Below are 22,628 nucleotides of genomic sequence, written 5' to 3' on the forward strand. Positions count from 1 at the left end.
TTAAAGATTTCTGTAGCTACTTTACTGTTGCCGTAGTGTGTATTGGATTATTTGATATCATAACAAACTTAATTGTTAAATAATATAGATGATAAAACAAGAAAGGAAGTCCTTTCTTGTTTTTTTTATGGGGGCATAAAGATGAAATGGATTGATAGTCATATACATGTTGATCAATATAAGGATGAAGAGAAGAACAGATTACTGAAAGAGGTGGAAAATAGTAATGAAATAAAGGGGCTTATTGCAGTATCTATGAATTATCAATCTTGTAAGGAAACGTTATCTTTAGCGAAGAACTATCCTTTTATATATCCAGCGATAGGGTTTCATCCAGAGCAACAGATTCATAAAGAAGAGTGTGAACAGATTTATAAACTTATTGAACAGAACGCAGAGGAAATTGTTGCGATTGGTGAAGTAGGTTTGCCCTATTATTTGAGGAAAGAAGATGAAAGAATTGCTGTAAATCCATACATAGTTGTATTGAAAAAATTTATAGAACTAGCTAGTAAGTATAATTTGCCGATTATATTACATGCAGTTTATGAAGATGCTGACATTGTATGTGATTTGCTAGAGAAATATAAAGTTTCACGTGCACATTTCCATTGGTTTAAAGGAAGTGATGAAACAATGAAACGGATGATGAAGAATGGTTATTATATTTCGATTACACCGGATGTTTTACATAAGGAGAAGATTAGAAAAATCGTTTCGTATTATCCACTTGAATATATGATGGTAGAAACAGATGGACCGTGGGAATTTCAAGAGGATGTTATAACGCATCCAAGAATGATTCGAGAGGTATTAAAGGAAATTAGTGTTATAAAAAACATATCTATTGATAAGGTCGCAGAAACAATATATGAAAATACAAGTCGATTTTATTTGAAAGGATAGGAGAATTATAGTTTTAATCATGTAACGGAAAAAGTAAAAGTTGAATTTATTTAATAAAATGCCACGGTTTGATATAGGACAAAAAACCACCAAGCGTTCCGCTCGGTGGTTTTGTATTAGGATTCTAATTTTTTCGCACGTTTTAATAATAAAAGAAAGACAATGATAACGAACCCTAGTATAAGGAAGATGCCATATTGCTTTATATAATCAATTATGTCATTCGCACTGGTTGGTTTTTCAACGTGAATGCCGTCTTTATTCGTCGTAATATGAATATCTTTCATTTTTACTTCATTCTTTTCCTTTTGTAAATCAATCCATTCTATATTTGGAATACTTTCTAGGTCCTTTAACACTTCTTTTAATGGTTTCACACCTAAGTAAGGATGATAGAATGCTCCAATAACTCCATCGGATAATTTAGAAACAGATAGAGCACGTTCTTTCATTTTAGCAATAGTTTGTGGTTTATTTTCTTCAATAAATCCGACTGTTTCAGGCAATATTTTCATTCCATGTAAAAATGACGGAGTACTTGTATAATATGGTGAGTGCATGGATTTCCAAGTTGTATCATTTAACTGTAGTTGTCCTACATAAGTTGAAAAGTATCTTGATAATATTTCATATCCTTTTTGAGACATCGTGTAATGAGGTGCTTCAAAGGCAACAGGATATAGTTTAGCAGCTACAAGTTCTTGAATTCCTTTTTCGATATGATCTTTCGTATATTTTTCCTCAAACTCTTCCCCTTTTTTTACATATTGGTTATATGCCTCTATATTTGGAAAGTCATCTTTTGTCTTCGGTTTTTCATGTTTCGGTTGGCGAATTGGTTGATCTGTCTTTACGTCCCAAAATTCAAACCCTTCACCGGTTTCACTGTCATAAAATTGGTGAGTATAACCATGCAAAATAATTGCTGCCCCATCATTTTGCATAGAGCGTAAAAGATCGACTAGTTCGGGTTTATCTTTTAGATGTATTGTCTTTCCCGTATTTGGATCTTTATATACAGGGATGACCGTAATCATATAAGGAATTTTTTTCCCTTTTAGTAATTCAGCAATTTCTTTTAATTGATTTATATCTGCGGCCGGATGAACGTCCTCAAGACGTAAATAAGCTTCTACTTTATTTGTCGTTGGCTCTTTTCCGAAGTAAGAAAATAACATTTCACCGACGTAATGAGACATCCAGTCAAAGAGATTTGGCGTTGCAGCGTAATAAGATGTTTCATGCTGAACGATTAGTGGGTTAGTGTTATTTGAGCTTAAGGCGCTAGCAAGCACAGTTCCATTCGTATCAAATGATTGAATTAATCGTTCCGCTTCTAAAGTATTTTTTAGCTTCTTGTCTGGATATTCAATTTTATTAACTCGTATATCATCACTCTTCAATGTAATGAAAGAAAAACGCTTAGATAATTGTTCAACATTTTGTCCTAATACTAATACAGGGCCGGAGAAGTTTTCTAGAAATTGTTTCGTTTCATCGGAAAACACTTCTTTTGTTTCACCGATATAAACAATATGTGTATAGGAGGATACGTTATTAATTGAAGTTGCTTCTTTTAAGCTTTTTACGGTTATATCATTTGTAAAATGTCCTAATTGAGTATTAAGTATTTGGACGTTATTTGAAACTTTATCGTCTTGTGTACTATACAAAACAAGTACTTTTGGTTTTGATGATGTTTGTGCAGAGGTGTAGGTAGGGATGAGTAGTAAAATGCTGAACAAGAGTGTTAGGCATTTTTTCATTTTGTATGCTCCTATTCTATATGTAGAGTTCAGTTTACAATTATATACAATAAATGCGTTATAGTCTATGAAAGTTACATTTTTGCACGTATTTACCAGCTGTTTTTTCACAAAATCGGTCTAAAGCATGATGATAATATGTATAGTTATTTGCTATGATAAAAGAGTAATAGAATGTAGGTAATTGTAAAGGGAAGGCTGAAAGGGGACAAATTTCAGCGGAGAAAGAGGTAGAGGTAGTGAAGAAATTCTTTGTAGGATTTTTAGTTGTTCTTGGAGTATATTTATATTTCCAAGGAAAGTCTGAAGGAATGGATAAGCTAGTGAATGGAACAAGCTATGTTGATTCAGAAGAAGCAAAACAGATGAAACAAATCATTATAGAGGAAGCGAAGAAAGTAAATCTTCCAGAATGGATACCTCTTGCAATTGCCGAGCATGAAAGTCGATTAAATCCAAGAAGTGTTGGAGATAATGGAACTTCATTCGGATTGTTTCAACTACACCGCGGCGGCGGGCTTGCACCAGAACATTTAACTGATGATGAGCTGAAAGATCCACGTACAAATGCGCAAATTGCAATGCCGCATTTAATGAAAGGATATAAGCGTGGGGTACAAAAAGGTTTGACTGATTTTGCATTACTGAAATATATAGCGAATACATCTGGATGGCCAGGGAATTTAGGGCCAGAGTGGACGGATAATAACATGAAGTATAACATCGGATTAGAAGATGTATACTATCGAAATAAAGGTGTAATTAAAGAGTAGGTTTTCTATACCTACTCTGTTTTTTTATGAATAATTTCATCCTTTTCTTTCGTGAAATACTGCGTGAGTTGTATTTTCACCTCTTCTAGTTTTGTAGAAACTTGCGGTATTTTATATCCTACATACAATGGTGAAACGACAAATCTAGGTACAACTTTACAAATGATTTTTCCATTTAAGTAATAGAAGAATAAGTTATAACTACTGCATCCTTTATGGAAATCTGTCAGTATGTAACGTACAGTTTGTTGAATATAAGTTGCTAGTTCATCCGTGGATTCAGTATCTTCAGTGATAATATTAAATTCAGTAAAACCGATAATAGGACGATCTGAAATATTGAGTTCAATGTGTTCGTTCTTTTGTACAATTACTCCTTGGAAGTTGTCCGGTTCTACGTTATCGAGGTAGTTTACATATTTCATTCCAATAATCTGCATGTGTGCATGATGCAAACTTCCACCTGAGAAGGGACCATGATTTTTGTATAAAATCACAGATGTGAATTCTTCATTCTTCTGTAAGTCTAACCAATGTTTAATGGAGAAACGGATTAGCGATCTCATATGTTCTTCTGTATATGTCGCAATATGATCTTCACAATTATCTGTTTCGATTAGCACTGTTTGAAATGTATCTTGTAATGTAGGAAATTTATTTTTTAACCAAATAATAGAACCATCAGTTGCTAAAATATCCGTTAAATGTTCTTTATCGCAAAATGGACATGCAGCGCTTCTATTCCGAATGCTTTCTGGTTTTTGTTTACCGATATCGTTTAAAAAATATAGTTGTTGTGTATCCATTTGTATATATGCCCCTTTAAAATATGTGTAAAAATCCCGCTTAATACATTCGGGAACAGGAGAGGGAAATCCTCTAAAGGAAATGTGGAAAAAATAAAAGACAAGATATCCTCATTACGATAGGGTACCTTGTCTTTTATTTTTTCTCTAATAGCGTGTATGGATAATATAGAACATTTTCATTATTTTTCTTTTTTCTATTTTTTATTGTGTATAAAGTAATTGCTGTGCTTGCAATTATAATAATGGCTTTCTTCATATTCATATACCCCTTTTTATTGTTGGTTTAATTCTTGGCTAACTGCTTTTGCATCGACTAAAGCGTGTAAAATCATTTTCACTATGTTCATCATATTTCTTCACTCCTTTTTATAGTTCATTTAGTTCTTTTACAACTGCTTGTCCGTTCACTAATACCTCAAAGATTGCTTTTACGATTTCTTTCATCATGTTTGTTTCCACCTTTTGTTTATCTCTCTTGTTTACATCTTTATTGTATAGGGAGGCATCTTTTCGTACTATCGCTTTCCATTACGTGAACATAACAGTTTTGTAAGATTTGATGTCACTTATTGAAATGTTTAGTCTATCTTCATTATTTTCAGAAAAATGACTATTCAAACATGAAATTGGAAAGTATAATAAAGAAGTAAGTATTAAATTCCGTACGAAAGGGGTGAATGAGATGAAACGTTCTTTAGCTGCGCGTGCCAAATTTTTAGATTTTATCTATTTTTGTCGTGCGATTTTTCATGATGTAGTTGTTAACGGGATACGTATGCCCTTTTTTAACAATTGCATAGTGACTATTGAACGATAGAAATCTCTTCACCCATTTTTAATAAACGTGTGAAAAGGGAGCTATTTGGCTTCCTTTTTCTATGCCGAAAACCATGGGGAATGTTTCTTTCTCATGGTTTTTTATATTGAAAGGAGTACGGAAAATGACTATTTGTAGTGTAAAGAATGTAACGAAATCTTTTGGTGGAAACATCATATTTGAAAATATATCGCTTGAAATAAAGAATGGTGAACGTGTTGGGTTAGTTGGTCGTAACGGTAGTGGGAAGACAACAATCTTTGGGCTTCTAACGGGAATGGAGAGTTTGGATGCAGGAGCCATCCATATGAAGAAAGGTACACGTATTGGTCATGTCGCACAAATTCCGAAGTTTGATGAGGTCATGACTGTATATGATGTATTGAGTTCCGCTTTTAAAGTAGAAAAAGAATTAGAAAAAGAAATGCATGCTCTAGAAAAAAATATGGCGGAGGAGCAGGAACAATCTTCTTTGCAAAAGCTAATGGAGAGGTACGGAATAATTCAAGAAAAATTTGCATTTCTCGGTGGTTATGAAATAGAGGCAAATATAATGAAGGTAGCAAATGGCTTACAAGTAACAGACTTATTTCCAAGAGTATTTACAGAATTAAGTGGAGGAGAACAGACGAAAGTAAGCCTTGCATATATGCTATTGCAGAAACCAGATTTACTTCTATTAGATGAACCAACAAATCATTTAGATTTGTTTGCAGTTGAATGGTTAGAGAAATTTTTAAAAGAATATACTGGAACAGTTATGGTTATTTCACACGATCGCTATTTCCTTGATGAAGTTGTAACGAAAATTTTGGATTTGGAAGATGGAGAGATTCACGTGTACCATACGAATTATTCTCAGTTCGTTGAGGAGAAGGAAGAAAGGTTACTTCAAGAGTTTCAAGCTTATCAAGAGCAGCAAAAGAAAATAAAGAAAATGAAAGAAGCAATTAAGCGCCTACGTGAATGGGCAAATCAAGCGAATCCTCCGAATGAAGGATTGCATAAAAGAGCGAGGAATATGGAACGTGCGTTAGATCGTATAGAGAAATTAAAGAGGCCGATTTTAGAAAGAAAACAGATGGGTCTTCAGTTTGAAGGGCAAGAGAGAAGCGGAAAAGATGTTGTTGTAATGAAAGAAGTGAGTAAAGGTTTTGCTGGCCGACCTTTATTTGAACAAGCGAATTTACATGTTCGTTTTCAAGAGCGTGCTGCTATCGTTGGTCGTAATGGTACAGGAAAGACTACATTATTAAAACTACTATTAGAAGAAATAAATCCAGACGTTGGTGAAATTCGCATTGGTAGTAGTGTCAAAATTGGTTATTTATCACAGCATACGTATGGAAATGTGAAGAGTAATGTATTAGAGGCTTTCAGGGAATATGTAGCTGTAACAGAAGGAGAAGCGAGACATATATTAGCTAAGTTTTTATTTTATGGTCCAGCGGTGTTTAAGAAAGTAACGCAACTGAGCGGTGGAGAAAAAATGAGATTAAGACTTGCGCAACTTATGTATCAAGATATCAATTTTTTAATTTTAGATGAGCCGACAAACCATCTCGACATTGAATCAAGGGAAGTTTTAGAGGAAGCTCTTGAGCAATATAATGGGACGATTTTAGCTGTTTCACATGATCGTTATTTTTTAAATAAGTTATTTGAAAAGACGTATTGGATTGATGAGCATAAATTATTTGAGTTTGCAGGGAACTACGCATGGGCTCGTCAAAAGTGGGAAGAAAAGCTCGAGAAACAAGTAATAAAGCAGCAACGCCAAGGAAGAAAAAGTGTTGAAACGGTTCCTGTAAAAGAGAAAGAAGCTAGGAATCTTGAAGAGATTGAAAATGAGTTAATGCATGTAGAAGAAGATATATATGCAATAGAATGTGGAATGGAACATGTAGCTGATGTTGAAAAACTTGAAAAATTATATGAGGAAAAAACGAAGAAAGAGTTGTTACGAGCAGATTTATATAATGAATTAGAGAATATTGTGGAGTAATGAGTAGAAAGCCACTTCCTTTCAATTTTGCTGGAGGAAGTGGCTTTCTTCATAATGATATTTTGCTTTAAAGGTTAAATGAAGCGATGTGTTTCACGTGAAACAGTAACTTAGATAAATCCGTGTTCCTCAATTTGCATAGTTTGTGAAACATATGAAAATAATAAGGTGAAAAATAAATGTCATTAGTGGTTTTTGGATAGGAGTAATTACAAAAACAAAGGCTAATTATTTCCCGAGAGATAAAGTGAGGGCTTTTACAGGCACCCCGACCCTGACCTAACTTCTTTTGCTTTCACTGAATTTTGAGGTGGGGGTCTTACTGCCCGGCAAATAGCGGGATAAATATTTGTAACAGAGACTAGTGAATGAAAACGAAAAGAGAGCAAAGTTACAGCTTTACGCGCTGAACTCTGCTCTCTTTTTGCGTGGCATCTTCTCTCGTTGAAATTATAATAGCGATCCCGAGCATGATAAAAAAAGCTAAAAAGAGGACGAACTTTGGGAAGAACGGGAATAGTAATAGCGCTCCGACTATCATAATTGTTAATAATACGTAGTGCAGGACGTATTGGAATAGGTTGTCCATGTTTTCGCCCCCTTTTTGGTAATTGGTTATTAGTATTCTATGTTTCATGTTGAAGGAATAGAAGTAGATTTTTAAGTTTTTTAATACGAATTATAGCTGAGTTTTCTTAAAGTATAAATGTAGAGTGATAATTTTAGAAAAATTCTAAAAATATTTATTTAGAAAGAATTGACAAAACATAATGAACGATATAAGCTAATAACCATAAAGTCTACCGGAAAGGTCGGAATAAGATTGTTACCCCTCAAAAACATCTATTTTTTTCTGATTAAAACCGACTTTTCCGATTGGCTATAAATGTGCTGTGGGAGGCATACATAAGCTAATAAGTTCAAAGGGTATAACTATTAAACAGTTAGGGTGGGGACAATGAAGAAAAAGACAAAAAAATGGGCTGGTGTATTTTCAGTATTACTGAGTAGTTCGCTTGTGTTATCTGCTTGTGGGGGACAGGAGGATACGGCTTCTACAGAACCAGTAAAAAAGCAGGATTTAAAAGACTCTAAGATTGAATCAATTCCAGCTACAGATAAAAAGAAAAGTCCAGAGAAAGCAAATCAACGAAAAGATACTTTCATTACAGCCATTTCTAAGCCAGGGGGAGTTTTCCTTCCGTATTTCCAAGATAATGGTTGGGATGGAAATGTAACGTCGGTTATTTTTGCTTCATTAGTAACAACAGACAAACAAAGTAAACCTGTTCCGGATCTTGCAGAAAAATGGGATATTTCTGCTGACCAGTTAACATATACATTCCATTTACGTAAAAATTTAAAATTTAGTGATGGGTCGCCTCTAACAGCGGATGACGTAGCATTTACATTAACACTACTTCATGATAAAGCGTATGAAGGTGGATTGGATATTGCTCAGTATGCTGTTAAAGGTGGGAAAGAATATAAAGAAGGAAAAGCAACTTCTATTGAAGGAATCCAAGTTGTTGATCCACAGACAATTAAAATTACAACTGAAAAAGTTAATTCACAGGCGCTAACGAATTTAGGTGGCCCAGTGCTATCAAAAGCTTATTATGGAAAAGATTATAAACAAAATACAAGTTTAGACTATTTAAAAGCATTATATGGGCAACCAATTGCAGCGGGTCCATATAAATTTGAAAAATATGTTCCAGGTCAAGAAGTCCGCTTTGTTGCTAACGAAAATTATTATGCAGGTAAACCAAAAATTAAAAACTTTATTTACAAAATCACATCAGGTGATACTGGATTCCAATTATTCCAAACAGGTGAACTGGACTATAGTGGGTTTAGAGCGAACCCTGAAAATATAGACCAATTAAAAGGATTAGAGTTTGCAAATATTAATCTTGAATCATCAAGTGATATTGCTTATATCTATGTAAATAATAAGAAGTCGTATTTGAAGGATAAGAAGGTACGTCAAGCACTTACTTATGGATTAGACCGTAAGAAGTATGTGGATACAGCTTTACAAGGCTATGGCTCTGTCGCTAACGTACCAATTGCTCCAGTTTCATGGGCATATACAGAAGAAGGTATTAATAAATATCCGCATGACGTAGAAAAGGCTAAAAAATTATTGGATGAGGCTGGTTGGAAAGTAGGTTCTGACGGGGTTCGTGAAAAAGATGGTCAAAAATTAAAATTAACATACTACGCATCAAATACAGGTAAAACAAATGATATCTTTATTCCGATTGCAAAAGAAAGTTACAAAGAAATTGGTGTTGAATTAAATCCAGAGTTGATGGACTTTAATACAATGCTTTCAAAAGTAGGAAAAGGTGACTACGATTTAGCGGCAGTTTCAACACCAGGAATTAGTGATCCAAGTGAAGTTGTAAGTGAGTACTTATCAACTAATCCAAAAAGTGATACGGGTTATAATAATCCGAAAGTAGATGATTTGATTGTAAAAGGTATAGGAACGACAGATATTGAAAAACGTAAAGCGATTTATAAAGAGCTGTATAAAGAGTTAAGTGATGATCCACCAGTTATTTTATTAAACTATCGTAAACTACTTTATGCTCATAATGCACGTATAAAAGGAATTGATCCAGAAAAGTACGATAGCATCAGTTCCAACTTACCAGTGTTATCTATTGAACAATAAGGGTTGACCTAAATAATAGAAGACGTTTTTTCACACAGCAATGGAATGGTAGCTGTTTTGAAAAAATGCTCTTCTATTTTTAAGTAAATAGGATTGGGGAGACAAAAGGTGAAAACATATATCATTCGTAGGTTTCTACAAATGATTCCTACATTGTTTGGTACGTCTATTATTATCTTTTTCTTATTTGCACTCTTACCGGGTGATTATATCGATTCAAATCCAAAATTAACACCAGAGAGAGCTCAAGAATTAAGAGAGTTGTACGGTTTAAATAAACCGATTATTGAAAGGTATTTTCATTGGTTAGTGAATGCTTTGCATGGTGATTTTGGATTTTCTTTACAGTATCAAGAACCGGTAACTTCATTACTTAATAAATTCATTTGGAATACATTTATTGTTGCTGCTGCAGCTTTATTTTTCACTTGGATTATTGCTCTTATTATTGGGGTTATTTCTGCAACAAAGCAGCACTCTTGGTTTGATAGATTGGTAACAATCGGTGTCTTTGCAGCAATGTCATTTCCATCATTTTTTATCGGACTATTTTTAATTAAATTATTAGCAGTTGATTTAAAGTTATTACCTATTGGTGGCATGATTGATATTGGGAGTAACTCAACAGGGATAGCATACATATTAGAAGTATTACGTCATATGATTCTACCTGTATTTATTTTAACGCTTCTTGGTGTAGGATCGTTAACACGCTATTTTAGAACTGGCATGTTGGATGTTATTAGGCAAGATTATATTCGTACTGCTCGTGCAAAAGGTTTAAAAGAAAGGACCGTTATTTATAAACATGCATTGAAAAATGCAATTTTGCCAGCAATTACATTACTCGCTTTTGAATTACCGGGTTTATTTTCAGGAGCTATTATTATTGAACAGATTTTTAATTGGCCAGGGATTGGGAGTATTCAATTAGAAGCATTAAACTTCCGTGATTATACGGTATTAATGGCCTTTACAATGTTTCTTTCTTGTTTAACAATTATGGCTAATTTCTTAGCTGATATTGTATATGCGTTTGTTGATCCAAGAATTCGATTGAAGTAAGGGGGGAAAGATATGGAGACTATTACACCCATAATAGAGAAAAAGAAAGAACGGAAAAAAAGAAATGAATCATCACCATGGCGCCAAGCGTATAAAAAAATCAAGAAAAATAAGATGGCACTGTGTGGCTTATACGTTTTAATATTTATGTTTTTATTTAGTTTTATCGGTCCAATCTTTTCACCGTATGCTGATGGGAAAGTACAAGTAACACAAATTAATAAACCACCCAGCCTGTCACATTGGCTTGGGACAGACCAGTTGGGACGGGATATTTTAACTAGACTTATGCAAGCAGGGCGTATTTCATTAACAATCGGTTTAGCGTCGATGCTACTATCCGTTATACTAGGAGCTCTATTAGGAGCAATTGCTGGTTTTTATCGAGGAGTTGTAGATCATTTAATTATGCGTGTTGCAGATGTGTTAATGTCCATTCCAGGATTACCACTACTTATTATAATGGGAGCAATTTTATCAGAATGGAAATTACCATCGGAGTACCGTTTATATGTTGTAATGATTATTTTAAGTTTAGTAGGATGGCCAGGACTTGCCCGTCTTGTGAGAGGACAAATTTTAACATTGCGGGAGCAAGCCTTTATGCAAGCGGCAGATGTATTAGGATTAAAAGATTCTCGAAAAATCATTCATCATCTAATTCCTAACGTTTTTCCGTTACTTATTGTTGTAGCAACTTTGGGTGTGGCTGGATCTATTTTAAGTGAGTCCGCACTAAGTTACTTAGGCCTCGGAGTCGTTCCACCTACACCATCATGGGGGAACATGATTAGCGCAGCTAACTCATTAATCGATTTCCAAAAGCGTCCATGGTTATGGATTCCGCCCGGTTTTGCAATCTTTATAACAGTTGTATCAATTAATTTACTTGGTGATGCACTTCGTGATGCGTTAGATCCAAAGATGAGACGGTAGGTGAGAAGATATGAGTAAAGCGGTAGTAGAGCTGAAAGACTTACAAACACATTTTCAAACTGACGAGGGGACAGTAAAGGCTGTGAACCATGTTAGCTTTGTGGTTCGAGAAGGGGAAACTGTTTGTGTTGTAGGTGAATCAGGTTGCGGGAAAAGTGTAACAGCTTTATCTATTATGGGGCTTATTGCTGAATCTGGTAGTGTAGTGGGTGGAGACATTTTATATGAAGGAAAAAGTCTTTTAGGAATGAAAGAGAAAGAACTTCGTAGTTTACGAGGTAATGATATTGCGATGATTTTCCAAGAACCGATGACATCGCTAAACCCCGTCTTCACTGTAGGTGAGCAAATTGTAGAAACGTTAAGGGAGCATGAATTACTTAGTAAAAATGAAGCATATAAGAAGGCAATTGAGTTAATTCGTAAAGTTGGCATAGCCCGCGCTGATGAAATCGTCCATTCTTATCCGCATGAACTGAGCGGTGGGATGTTACAACGTATTATGATTGCTGTTGCACTTAGTTGTAATCCTAAGTTATTAATTGCGGATGAACCAACAACAGCTCTTGATGTTACCATTCAGGCTCAAATATTGGATCTACTAAGACAAGTGAAAGAAGAATTTAAAACGTCGATTTTATTAATTACACATGACTTAGGTGTCGTAGCAGAAATGGCTGATTATGTTGTCGTTATGTATGGCGGGAAAGTTATTGAAGAAGCCCCAGTACTAGAGATATTCCAAAATCCAAAACATCCTTATACGAAAGGATTATTGAAATCAAAACCAGTAATGGGAAAACGAATAGATAAACTATATTCTATTCCAGGGCAAGTTCCGAATTTAGTTGGTTTAGGTGAGTTTTGTTACTTTAGTGGGCGTTGTGAGCATTGTATGGAAATATGTGAAAAAGAAGCCCCAAATCTAAATGTAAATGATGAAAATCATAAAGTAGCTTGCTGGTTATATGAGGAGCGTGCGGAACAATGAGTGAACCATTATTAGAGGTAAAAAACCTAAAGACATATTTTCCAATCAAGGGTGGCGTATTTAGTAGAACAATTGGGCATGTAAAAGCAGTTGATGGAGTAAGTTTTACTATTAATAAAGGTGAAGTGTTTGGTCTCGTTGGCGAATCAGGGAGCGGAAAAACAACAATAGGAAAAACAATTTTACGCCTCGTTCAAAAAACGGAGGGAGAAGTGAAGTTTAAAGGGAAAGATGTTCATTCTTTATCCAAGGATGAATTAAGAAAACATCGCCCTAATATGCAGCTCGTTTTCCAAGATCCATTTAGTTCATTAAATCCGAGAATGAGAATTGGAGAAGCGCTTGGAGAGCCAATGTTGGCCCACGGATTAGCGACGAAAGAAAATGTTCGTGAAAAGGTAATTGAAGTATTGGAGTTATGTGGATTAGCTCCTTATCATATTGACCGGTATCCCCATGAGTTTTCTGGTGGACAACGTCAGCGTATCGTAATCGCAAGAGCTATGGTATTAAATCCAGAATTCATTGTAGCTGATGAACCTGTGGCGGCACTAGATGTATCTATCCAAGCACAAATTATTAATTTATTTAGTGAGTTACAGGAGAAAAAGGGATTATCTTATTTATTCATTTCGCATGATTTAAGTGTAGTAGAACATTTATGTACGAAAATCGGAATTATGTATTTAGGTACGATTGTGGAGACAGCACCGCGTGATGAGTTATTTACCAATCCGCTACATCCTTATACGAAAGCATTGTTATCAGCTGTTCCAATACCAGATCCAACAGTGAAGCGAGAGCGAATTATACTAGAAGGGGATATTCCAAGTCCAGCAAATCCACCTTCGGGCTGTCGTTTTCATACACGTTGCCCATTTGCAACGGATGTTTGTAAAAAAACAGTACCAGAATTCCGTAATGTTGGTGAGGAGCATTTTGTTGCTTGTCATCACGTATAAAAGAAAAGGACCCTTTCAAATGGAAAGAGTCCTTTTCTTTTATTTACTAGATGAAGTTTGTTTCAATACAAATTGCTCAATTGCGTGAGCAACACCATGTTCATTGTTTGTTAATGTTACAACATCACATAGTTTTTTTACATCTTCTTCAGCATTTCCCATCGCAACTGATAAGCCAGCTACTTGTAACATTGGCACATCATTAAAGTTGTCCCCGATTGCAATAGTATCTTCAATTGGTATATTGAAATAAGCAGCCATTTCTTGTAGACCGTTTCCTTTATGACCAAGCTTATCCATAATTTCTACATTAGTAGGAGCTGATGCTGTAACCGAAATATCAGTGTCTTCTTGTAACATACTTAATAGCTGTGCACGATGCGTTGCATTAAATGTCAAAATGAAGAATTTAGATATTTCTAATTCTGGATTATTTACAACATCTTCAATTTTTTGGAAATCAGTAATTAAGTTTGATTTCTTTTGTTTTTCTGTAATTCTCTCAAGCTCCTCAAGTGTAACATCTAATGCATGCTTGTTCTCTTCGAAAGCTTGCATGACTTGATCTTGCCATGTATATGGAGAATAAACTCCTTTATTCGTATATAGCTTATAAGGAAAACCTTCAGATTCTAGTAATTTTGCAAGCTTGTATACTTTATCGTTTTGTAAACAACGCGAGTTAATTACTTTTCCATCCACATAAACAATTGCCCCATTGCTTGCTCCGACTGGAAGAGATAATTTATATTCTTCCAATAGTTTTAAAGCATCCTCTTTCGCACGACCAGAACAGATCATTACAATATGACCGGCTTCTTGTGCAGTTTGGATTGCTTGTAGGTTTTCTTTGGAGATTTCAAGATTAGATGATAGTAGTGTACCATCCATATCTAATGCGATTAATTTCAAAATGACCACCTCTTTGTTTTTATTATACATAGTTATATAGAGGAAACATATAAACTTATCTTGGAAAGACGGTATTTTATCTCATATTAAAAGTAAGTAAAGATTAGATAGGTTTAGTGGCACTAAATAAACAATTTGTAACAAAAATAGAGAGGAATATGGATACATTTCACTTTATGACTGTAATGTTACGCGAATGTTACAAACGTGGACTTAGTGAAAAATGCATTAAATAAAGGTTTTTGAGGGTTGTTATAAAAAAACGTAAAAAAAGTGTAATAAATTTTACGTAATTATATTGCAACGTAATAATAGTTATGTTACAGTAATGTTACAAACATTACGTTATCAAATTTAATGTAACGTTAACATAAAAACTATGAAATAAACATTTCTTAGAAATTACATATAGATAACTTATAAAAAAAGGAGAATGAAAGATATGAAAGAGCAAGTATTACAAGTAACAAAAGGTGACTTCGTAGGATCAGCAAGTGGAGCAGTAGTATTAACAGCGTTAATCGTATTTCTATCAAGCGTATTAGTATAATAGAAGCTTTGTAACAGAGCCAAGAGAGAAGTAAAGGAGAAAGTGGTAGGATCAGCAAGTGGAGCGGTAGTATTAACAGCATTAATCGTATTTTTATCAAGCGTATTAGTATAATAGAAGTTTTGTAATAAAAGAAAAAGAGAGGAGAATGAAAGATATGAAAGAGCAAGTATTACAAGTAACAAAAGGTGACTTCGTAGGATCAGCAAGTGGAGCGGTAGTATTAACAGCATTAATCGTATTTTTATCAAGCGTATTAGTATAATAGAAGTTTTGTAATAAAAGAAAAAGAGAGGAGAATGAAAGATATGAAAGAGCAAGTATTACAAGTAACAAAAGGTGACTTCGTAGGATCAGCAAGTGGGGCAGTAGTATTAACAGCGTTAATCGTATTTCTATCAAGCGTATTAGTATAATAGAAGTTTTAAATCAAACAAAAAAGGAAGGAGAATGAGGGATATGAACAGTGAACAAGTGTTTCAAGTAACAAAAACAGATTTATTAGGATCCTTAGGTGGAGCGGTAATAGTAACATCATTTATTCTATTCCTTGCAAATGTATTAGTATGAGATATATAAATACAATCATTCAAAAAAAATAAAGACTCTAACGTATTGGTAAGTAGTTAATATGTTGGAGTCTTTTTTATATTCTTCTTATATACCCTCAAGTATTAAAGTTACCTCATTATCCAGCATTCAATGCTAATTAAACGCTGCGGTTGAAACTTGATTCAACGAATAATCAAAAATCCATTGAATAAAATCAAGCTGTATTTCAAAGAGAAAAAAGTCGAATTTTATATGTAAGAAAAAAAGAGGAATTTGACAGAAAAGATAGAAAATTTTAAAGGTCAGAATTTGTTAGCTTGCTAACTAATTTCTATTAATTAATGTTGGAAGCGTTTTCGGTTGGTTTTAAGTATGGACCATTTAATCTATTTACAGGGGGATGAAGATATTATGAAACAAAAATCTATGGATACGCTAGCTGCACAAATGGAGGACTTTTTTCCAGTACGTGATGTAGATCATTTGGAATTTTACGTAGGGAATGCAAAGCAATCGAGTTATTATCTTGCGAGAGCGTTCGGATTCAAAATTGTAGCTTACTCTGGATTAGAAACTGGAAACCGTGAAAAGGTATCTTATGTTCTTGTGCAAAAAAATATGCGTTTCGTTGTGTCTGGAGCTTTAAGTAGTGAAAATCGTATTGCAGAGTTTGTAAAGACTCATGGTGATGGCGTGAAGGATGTGGCACTACTTGTTGATGATGTTGATAAAGCATACTCAGAAGCAGTGAAACGTGGTGCCGTCGCAATTGCTCCACCACAGGAATTAACAGATGAGGAAGGTACATTGAAAAAAGCAGTTATTGGTACGTATGGTGATACAATTCATACGCTTGTAGAGCGTAAAAATTATAAAGGGGCATTTATGCCAGGATTCCAAAAGGTAGAATTTAATATTCCATTTGAAGAGTCTGGTTTAATTGCTGTTGATCATGTAGTTGGTAATGTTGAAAAAATGGAAGAGTGGGTTAGTTATTACGAGAATGTTATGGGCTTTAAACAAATGATTCATTTTGATGATGACGATATTAGTACAGAGTATTCGGCGTTAATGTCGAAAGTTATGACGAATGGAAGTCGTATTAAGTTTCCTATTAACGAACCAGCAGACGGAAAGAGAAAGTCACAAATTCAAGAGTATCTAGAATTCTATAATGGAGCTGGTGTACAACATCTTGCTTTATTAACAAGTGATATTGTTAAAACAGTTGAAGCGCTTCGTGCAAATGGGGTGGAGTTTTTAGATACACCTGATACTTATTATGATGAGTTAACTGCACGAGTTGGAAAAATTGATGAAGAAATTGATAAGTTAAAAGAATTAAAGATCTTAGTAGATCGTGATGATGAAGGTTACTTACTACAAATCTTTACGAAACCAATTGTAGATCGCCCGACTTTATTTATTGAAATCATTCAACGTAAAGGTTCTCGTGGATTTGGTGAAGGAAACTTTAAAGCGTTATTCGAATCAATTGAAAGAGAACAAGAGCGTCGCGGGAACTTATAAGATTTGTATCCACCAGCAAAAGTCCCTTTGCTGGTGGAAATTTCATTTTTATAAGGAGGAATCAGGATGAAATTTGTTACATTTCGTCTTCCTTCAAAAGAACTACGAGCTGGATGGCTTGAAGGTGACAAAGTAATAGATATGAATCTTGCTAGTGAAGGAGAAATCCCTTCTTCTATGATGGCTTTTTTAGAGAAAGCAGATGAGTATGTAGAAGTAGTGCGGAATATTAAGAATCCAAATAAGGGTATATATGCTTTAGAAGAAGTACAATTGACAGCTGCTCTTCCTAATCCGAGTAGTATTCGAGATTTTTACGCATTTGAACAACATGTAAAAACAGCTCGCGGACGAAGAGGATTAGATGTTGTGCCTGAATGGTATGATATTCCGGTTTTTTATTTTACTAATCATCGTGCTGTAATTGGTTCCGGTGATTTTGTAATTGGTCCGAAAAAGTCTAAAAAGCTTGATTATGAGTTGGAGATTGCTTGCGTAATAGGAAAAGAAGGGCGAAATATTTCTCGTGAGCAAGCAGAGGAATATATTTTTGGTTATTGTATTATGAACGACTGGAGTGCGAGAGACTTACAAGCAACAGAAATGAAAGTAGGTCTCGGTCCAGCGAAAGGAAAAGACTTTGCAACTTCTTTAGGAGCACATCTCGTTACGAAAGAGGAATTAGACGTTTATCGTAATGGTGATCGATATAATTTAGAAATGACTGCTCATGTAAATGGAAAACTATTATCAAAGGGAAACTTCCAAGATATTTACTATACATTTGCTGAAATGATTGAACGTGCTTCAGAGGACGTTACGTTATATCCAGGAGATGTGATTGGTTCTGGGACAGTAGGAACAGGATGTATTTTAGAACTGGGTACAGAAGAGTGGCTACAAGATGGAGATGTTGTAGAACTGTCGATTACTGGTTTAGGTACACTACGTAATACGATCAAAAAAGAAAAGGAAGCGGGTGATGGGCATGTTTTATCGTCACATGGGAGAACTACCTCATAAACGACATGTACAATTTCGTAAAAAAGATGGATCGCTTTATCGTGAACAGGTAATGGGAACAAAAGGTTTTTCTGGTACGCAGTCTATTTTATATCATCATTATATGCCAACAGAAGTAGGTCATTCTGCATTATCGCATTCTTGTCAGTTGCAGTATGAAGAGGATGTTGCTCTTTCTCATCGCCACTTTCGAACGAAAGAAAGTAAAAAAAGTGGTGATGCAATAAGTGGACGGAATTTCATACTTGGAAATGAAGATTTGTTAATTGGAGTAGTGAGTCCAACAGAAAAAATGGATTATTTCTATCGTAATGGTGATGGCGACGAAATGTTATTTGTTCATTATGGAACAGGAAAAATTGAAACGATGTTTGGAACGATTCACTATAGAAAAGGCGACTATGTAACGATTCCAATTGGAACGATTTATCGTGTTATTCCAGATGAAGGAGAGACTAAGTTTCTTGTTGTAGAGGCGAATAGCCAAATTACAACGCCGCGTCGTTATCGAAATGAATACGGACAATTGTTAGAGCATAGTCCGTTTTGTGAAAGAGATCTTCGTGGTCCAGAAAAATTAGAGACATATGATGAAAAAGGCGAGTTTGTCGTAATGACAAAATCAAGAGGCTATATGCATAAACATGTTTTAGGACACCACCCGTTAGATGTTGTTGGATGGGATGGCTATTTATATCCGTGGGTATTTAATGTAGAGGATTTTGAACCAATTACAGGGCGCATTCATCAGCCGCCGCCAGTACATCAAACATTTGAAGGACATAATTTTGTTATTTGCTCTTTCGTACCACGTTTATACGATTATCATCCAGAGTCAATTCCGGCACCATATTATCATAGTAATGTTAATAGTGATGAAGTTCTTTACTATGTAGAAGGAAACTTTATGAGTCGCAAAGGTGTGGAAGAAGGTTCTATTACACTTCATCCGAGCGGGATTCCCCATGGGCCGCATCCTGGGAAAACGGAGGCAAGTATAGGGAAGAAAGAGACGCTTGAATTAGCTGTTATGATAGACACATTCCGTCCGCTTCGTATTGTCAAACAAGCACATGAAACAGAAGATGAAAAGTATATGTATAGCTGGATTGAACAAGGTTCATATACTGTGAAATAAGTAAAAAAAGCATGCTCTCAATAAGGGAGCATGCCTTTTTTGTGGAATCGACATGTGTAATAATACCAAAAAGAGTTGTCGAAAGATATATAGAAAGAATGATAAGGATCGTGCATATTTAGAAGAATTTCTACTTGTTTCGACAAAAGTATTGACTAGGAAAAGCGTAATGAGTAAAATAAAAAAGCGAATTAAAAATTTTCAGAAAATTTAAAACTTGGAGGAGTGAAAGATGAAGCGAATTTTTCAAAAGAAGCCAATTGCAAAGTTAATGCAAGAAAGTAAGCAAAAAACGTTAGCAAGAACATTGGGCGCGCTAGATTTAACTATGCTTGGAATCGGAGCAATTGTTGGAACTGGTATTTTTGTTCTAACGGGTGTTGTGGCAGCGAAACATTCTGGGCCAGCTATTATATTATCATTTGCGATTGCCGCTCTAGCTTGTGCCTTTGCTGCATTTTGTTATGCTGAATTTGCTTCTTCAGTTCCTGTCTCGGGCAGTGTGTATACGTATACATACGCGACGATGGGGGAAGTATTCGCATTTTTAATTGGCTGGGATTTAATGCTGGAATATTTACTTGCTACATCTGCTGTAGCGAACGGTTGGTCTGCATATTTTCAATCTTTATTAAAGGGGTTTGGAATTCATATCCCGACTATTCTCTCCTCGGCTCCTGGTACAGGTAAGGGTGGAATAATTGATCTACCTGCAGTTCTAATTATTTTAGTGATGACAGTTCTTTTATCTAGGGGTGTTCGTGAAAGTGCACGAGTAAATAACATTATGGTATTTATTAAAATAGCAGTTGTTCTTATTTTTATCTTTGCTGGTTTTAATTATGTGAAACCTGAAAACTGGACGCCTTTTATGCCATTTGGTTTAGATGGTGTAATGGCTGGAGCGGCTACAGTATTTTTCGCATTTATAGGATTTGATGCAGTTTCAACAGCGGCAGAAGAAGTGAAACGTCCGCAACGTGATTTACCAATTGGTATTATTGCATCGTTATTAATTTGTACAGTTCTTTATATCGTTGTTTCGCTTATTTTGACAGGAATTGTTCCATACGGGCAGCTAAATATATCAGATCCAGTTGCTTTCGCACTTCAATTTATTGGACAAGATGGTTTAGCGGGGGTAATTTCAGTAGGAGCAATTACAGGAATTACAACAGTAATGCTAGTTATGATGTATGGGCAAGTTCGTGTTTCTTATGCGATGAGCCGAGATGGTTTACTGCCGAAGCGTCTAGCTAAAGTTCATCCGAAATTTAAAACGCCATTTTTAAATACATGGACAACGGGAATTATTGCGGCACTGATTTCAGGATTAATAGATTTAAATGTTTTAGCGCATCTTGTAAATATGGGGACATTGTCAGCATTTGCACTCGTAGCTGTTGCGGTAATCGTAATGAGAAGAACTCATCCAGACTTACCAAGGGCATTTAAGGCTCCGCTTGTACCATTTTTACCAGCATTAACAGTGATTTTCTGTTTATACTTAATGCTTCAATTATCGGGGACAGCGTGGATTAGTTTTGGGATATGGATGGTTATTGGTATAGCGGTTTACTTCTTATATAGCCGAAAACATAGTGCTTTAAATAATAGTAAAAAAGAAGAAGATGTTGCAAATTTATAAGCGAAAAAAATCCATTCTAATTCTGTTAGAATGGATTTTTTATTTGAAAATTTACATTTTTCTGAACTTATTGTAAGATAATTGTTGGCTAACTAAAGGGGTGGAATGATGAAAAATACGTGGCGTGAGTTAAGGGAGATGGACCGTAACGTATGGATTCGATTTATTGGAGAGACGTTAAATGGAATTGCAATGATGATGTTAATGCCTTTTTTTGCATTATATTTAAAAGATAAGGTAGATTCGTTGTTGGAAGTTGGGGTTATTATGGCGCTTTCTCCAATTGCTGCAAGCTTTGGATCACTTATAGGAGGGAGAATTGCTGACATATATGGAAGAAAGCCTATTATGATATTTTCTATGGCAAGTAATGCATTATTAATGCTCGGTTTTCTATTTATAGAAGGATTTATTCCATATGCAATTTTATCTATTTTTTTAGGGTTGAGTAATTCTTTATTTCATCCAGCTGCATCAGCTATGGTCGCAGATGTAACGGTACCAGAAAAAAGAACAGAGGCATATGGTTTATTACGAATGGGACACAATATAGGTGCTGCGATTGGTCCGATAATGGGAGCATCAGTAGTTGTGTTGTCAAAGAACCTTGTGTTTATTATTGCCTCTTCTACAATGCTATTTTATGCGTTACTTGTATTACTTCTTATTCAAGAGACGATGCCAAAAAGGACAGATAGGGAAGAACATAAAGAAAAGGAATCTGGAGCAGTTTGGAAAATTGTAATGCAAGATAAGGCATTAATGATTTACTTATTAGCAGGTATTATCATTTCGATGGGGTTTTCTCAAACCGAAGGCATGTTGCCACTACATTTTGATAATGAAATGAAGCGTATTTTTGGAACGAATAATCCATATCCATATTTAATGGCGTTAAACGGACTATTAGTTGTTTTATTCCAGTTTCAAATTTCAAAATGGGCTACGGATAAACCAGTCGGGAAGACGATGTTATATGGTGCATGTTTATTCGGGATTGGATTATTTTTTATAGGGTGGTTACCGAAGTGGTTTGGAGAATTTAATACAAATGCTACAATTATTTTAATAACACTACTGTTCGTTTATGCTATATATACGTTAGGTGAAATGATTATGTCGCCTGTACAGATGACATTTGTAGCAAATTTGGCCCCTGAGCATTTGAGAGGGACTTATATGGGAGCTGCAAGTTTGCAGTGGATTACAGGAAGCGCATTTGGCCCACTTTTGGGAGGTTTTTTATTAGATCGATTACTTGGTCACTTTCTATTTACAATTTTAGCTGTAGGATGTGTAGTTGCAGGTATTGTATATGTTTCTTTAGATCGCCTTGTTGAGCAAAGGCAAAAAGACACACTAACCAAACAATCGTCTTAGTGAATAGGTGACATACACAAAAAAGGGGATTTCTACATATTTTAGGTACATAACTAGATTAGATTGCCATTTTATTTTGTGTACCTATATAGAAAATGAAATGAAAAACCAATAAGTGATGTTATTTAATTATTTATGGAAGTTACATTTTATTTCAAATAGGAACTACCTATTTTTAT

At 35.0% G+C, this 22,628-nt stretch carries 22 protein-coding genes and 1 pseudogene; 18 read left to right on the top strand and 5 right to left on the bottom strand.

The features are described from left to right. The first annotated feature begins 141 nt into the window (after window positions 1-141). On the top strand, window positions 142-906 hold the full coding sequence (locus AXW78_RS01150; RefSeq protein ID WP_000871068.1) for a TatD family hydrolase: 765 nt from the start codon (window positions 142-144) through the stop codon (window positions 904-906). A 116-nt stretch (window positions 907-1,022) separates the two neighbouring features. Here AXW78_RS01150 and AXW78_RS01155 read toward each other — a convergent pair whose 3' ends face one another. Beyond that, entirely contained in the window at window positions 1,023-2,672 is a 1,650-nt protein-coding gene (locus AXW78_RS01155) for a DUF2334 domain-containing protein (protein ID WP_000710615.1), read from the bottom strand. Window positions 2,673-2,911: 239 nt separating this feature from the next. Here AXW78_RS01155 and AXW78_RS01160 point away from each other — a divergent pair, with 239 nt between their 5' ends. After that, window positions 2,912-3,445: a transglycosylase SLT domain-containing protein gene (locus AXW78_RS01160; protein ID WP_000713249.1), complete on the top strand. Its 534-nt coding sequence runs from the start codon at window positions 2,912-2,914 to the stop codon at window positions 3,443-3,445. A gap of 11 nt (window positions 3,446-3,456) precedes the next feature. Here the strand turns inward: AXW78_RS01160 and AXW78_RS01165 are convergent, their stop codons facing one another. Together AXW78_RS01165 and AXW78_RS01170 are read right to left on the bottom strand one after the other, a co-directional pair. Then, entirely contained in the window at window positions 3,457-4,251 is a 795-nt protein-coding gene (locus tag AXW78_RS01165) for a DUF4931 domain-containing protein (protein ID WP_000381021.1), read from the bottom strand. Between the two features lie 136 nt (window positions 4,252-4,387). Further along, complete coding sequence (locus tag AXW78_RS01170; RefSeq protein ID WP_001998915.1) at window positions 4,388-4,516, bottom strand: hypothetical protein; 129 nt, start codon at window positions 4,514-4,516, stop codon at window positions 4,388-4,390. A gap of 420 nt (window positions 4,517-4,936) precedes the next feature. On the opposite strand from AXW78_RS01170, the gene AXW78_RS34735 reads away from it, so the two are divergent. After that, a complete protein-coding gene (locus tag AXW78_RS34735; protein ID WP_000830643.1) occupies window positions 4,937-5,071 on the top strand; it encodes an RAxF-45 family protein in 135 nt (44 codons plus the stop codon). A gap of 73 nt (window positions 5,072-5,144) precedes the next feature. Beyond that, entirely contained in the window at window positions 5,145-7,076 is a 1,932-nt protein-coding gene (abc-f, locus tag AXW78_RS01175; protein ID WP_116777515.1) for a ribosomal protection-like ABC-F family protein, read from the top strand. 391 nt (window positions 7,077-7,467) lie between these two features. Here abc-f and AXW78_RS01180 read toward each other — a convergent pair whose 3' ends face one another. Continuing rightward, a complete protein-coding gene (locus AXW78_RS01180) occupies window positions 7,468-7,665 on the bottom strand; it encodes a hypothetical protein (RefSeq protein ID WP_000369254.1) in 198 nt (65 codons plus the stop codon). Window positions 7,666-8,034: 369 nt separating this feature from the next. Between AXW78_RS01180 and AXW78_RS01185 the strand changes: the two genes are divergently transcribed. From AXW78_RS01185 to AXW78_RS01205, 5 genes are all read left to right on the top strand, one after another. After that, window positions 8,035-9,762 (top strand): ABC transporter substrate-binding protein, encoded by a 1,728-nt coding sequence (locus AXW78_RS01185; protein WP_000730676.1) that lies wholly within the window; start codon window positions 8,035-8,037, stop codon window positions 9,760-9,762. Window positions 9,763-9,870: 108 nt separating this feature from the next. Further along, complete coding sequence (locus tag AXW78_RS01190) at window positions 9,871-10,827, top strand: ABC transporter permease (protein WP_000860687.1); 957 nt, start codon at window positions 9,871-9,873, stop codon at window positions 10,825-10,827. 12 nt (window positions 10,828-10,839) lie between these two features. After that, complete coding sequence (gene opp4C, locus AXW78_RS01195) at window positions 10,840-11,763, top strand: oligopeptide ABC transporter permease (protein WP_000447957.1); 924 nt, start codon at window positions 10,840-10,842, stop codon at window positions 11,761-11,763. A 10-nt stretch (window positions 11,764-11,773) separates the two neighbouring features. After that, window positions 11,774-12,754, top strand: coding sequence for an ABC transporter ATP-binding protein (locus AXW78_RS01200; protein WP_046946213.1), 981 nt, complete (start codon window positions 11,774-11,776; stop codon window positions 12,752-12,754). Then, window positions 12,751-13,716, top strand: coding sequence for an ABC transporter ATP-binding protein (locus AXW78_RS01205; protein ID WP_001294520.1), 966 nt, complete (start codon window positions 12,751-12,753; stop codon window positions 13,714-13,716). Before AXW78_RS01200 ends, AXW78_RS01205 begins: the two co-directional genes overlap by 4 nt. 39 nt (window positions 13,717-13,755) lie before the next feature. On the opposite strand, the gene AXW78_RS01210 is transcribed toward AXW78_RS01205, so the two are convergent. Next, window positions 13,756-14,628: a Cof-type HAD-IIB family hydrolase gene (locus AXW78_RS01210; protein ID WP_000766427.1), complete on the bottom strand. Its 873-nt coding sequence runs from the start codon at window positions 14,626-14,628 to the stop codon at window positions 13,756-13,758. A 433-nt stretch (window positions 14,629-15,061) separates the two neighbouring features. On the opposite strand from AXW78_RS01210, the pseudogene AXW78_RS35210 reads away from it, so the two are divergent. The 9 genes and pseudogenes from AXW78_RS35210 to AXW78_RS01255 all read left to right on the top strand — a co-directional run bounded on the left by AXW78_RS35210 (window position 15,062) and on the right by AXW78_RS01255 (window position 22,449). After that, window positions 15,062-15,292, top strand: a pseudogene (locus AXW78_RS35210) (DUF3948 family protein). 34 nt (window positions 15,293-15,326) lie between these two features. Beyond that, window positions 15,327-15,443 (top strand): DUF3948 family protein, encoded by a 117-nt coding sequence (locus AXW78_RS01220; RefSeq protein WP_000654250.1) that lies wholly within the window; start codon window positions 15,327-15,329, stop codon window positions 15,441-15,443. Window positions 15,444-15,486: 43 nt separating this feature from the next. Beyond that, the gene (locus AXW78_RS01225) at window positions 15,487-15,594 is read left to right on the top strand and encodes a DUF3948 family protein (RefSeq protein ID WP_000664237.1); all 108 of its coding nucleotides are present in this window, start codon (window positions 15,487-15,489) and stop codon (window positions 15,592-15,594) included. Window positions 15,595-15,637: 43 nt separating this feature from the next. Then, window positions 15,638-15,748, top strand: a complete 111-nt coding sequence (locus tag AXW78_RS01230; RefSeq protein ID WP_001083693.1) for a DUF3948 family protein — start codon at window positions 15,638-15,640, stop codon at window positions 15,746-15,748. A gap of 393 nt (window positions 15,749-16,141) precedes the next feature. Then, window positions 16,142-17,260: a 4-hydroxyphenylpyruvate dioxygenase gene (hppD, locus tag AXW78_RS01235; RefSeq protein WP_000810923.1), complete on the top strand. Its 1,119-nt coding sequence runs from the start codon at window positions 16,142-16,144 to the stop codon at window positions 17,258-17,260. A 66-nt stretch (window positions 17,261-17,326) separates the two neighbouring features. Beyond that, the gene (locus AXW78_RS01240; RefSeq protein WP_000673997.1) at window positions 17,327-18,283 is read left to right on the top strand and encodes a fumarylacetoacetate hydrolase family protein; all 957 of its coding nucleotides are present in this window, start codon (window positions 17,327-17,329) and stop codon (window positions 18,281-18,283) included. After that, window positions 18,249-19,421, top strand: a complete 1,173-nt coding sequence (locus tag AXW78_RS01245; protein WP_013141710.1) for a homogentisate 1,2-dioxygenase — start codon at window positions 18,249-18,251, stop codon at window positions 19,419-19,421. The genes AXW78_RS01240 and AXW78_RS01245 overlap by 35 nt, the downstream gene beginning before the upstream one ends. Before the next feature lie 232 nt (window positions 19,422-19,653). Continuing rightward, window positions 19,654-21,069 (top strand): branched-chain amino acid transporter BcaP, encoded by a 1,416-nt coding sequence (locus tag AXW78_RS01250; RefSeq protein WP_000821075.1) that lies wholly within the window; start codon window positions 19,654-19,656, stop codon window positions 21,067-21,069. A gap of 108 nt (window positions 21,070-21,177) precedes the next feature. After that, window positions 21,178-22,449: an MDR family MFS transporter gene (locus AXW78_RS01255; RefSeq protein WP_000799727.1), complete on the top strand. Its 1,272-nt coding sequence runs from the start codon at window positions 21,178-21,180 to the stop codon at window positions 22,447-22,449. Window positions 22,450-22,628: the final 179 nt, after the last annotated feature.

Source organism: Bacillus thuringiensis (assembly GCF_001595725.1).
Lineage (GTDB): Bacteria > Bacillota > Bacilli > Bacillales > Bacillaceae_G > Bacillus_A > Bacillus_A thuringiensis_K.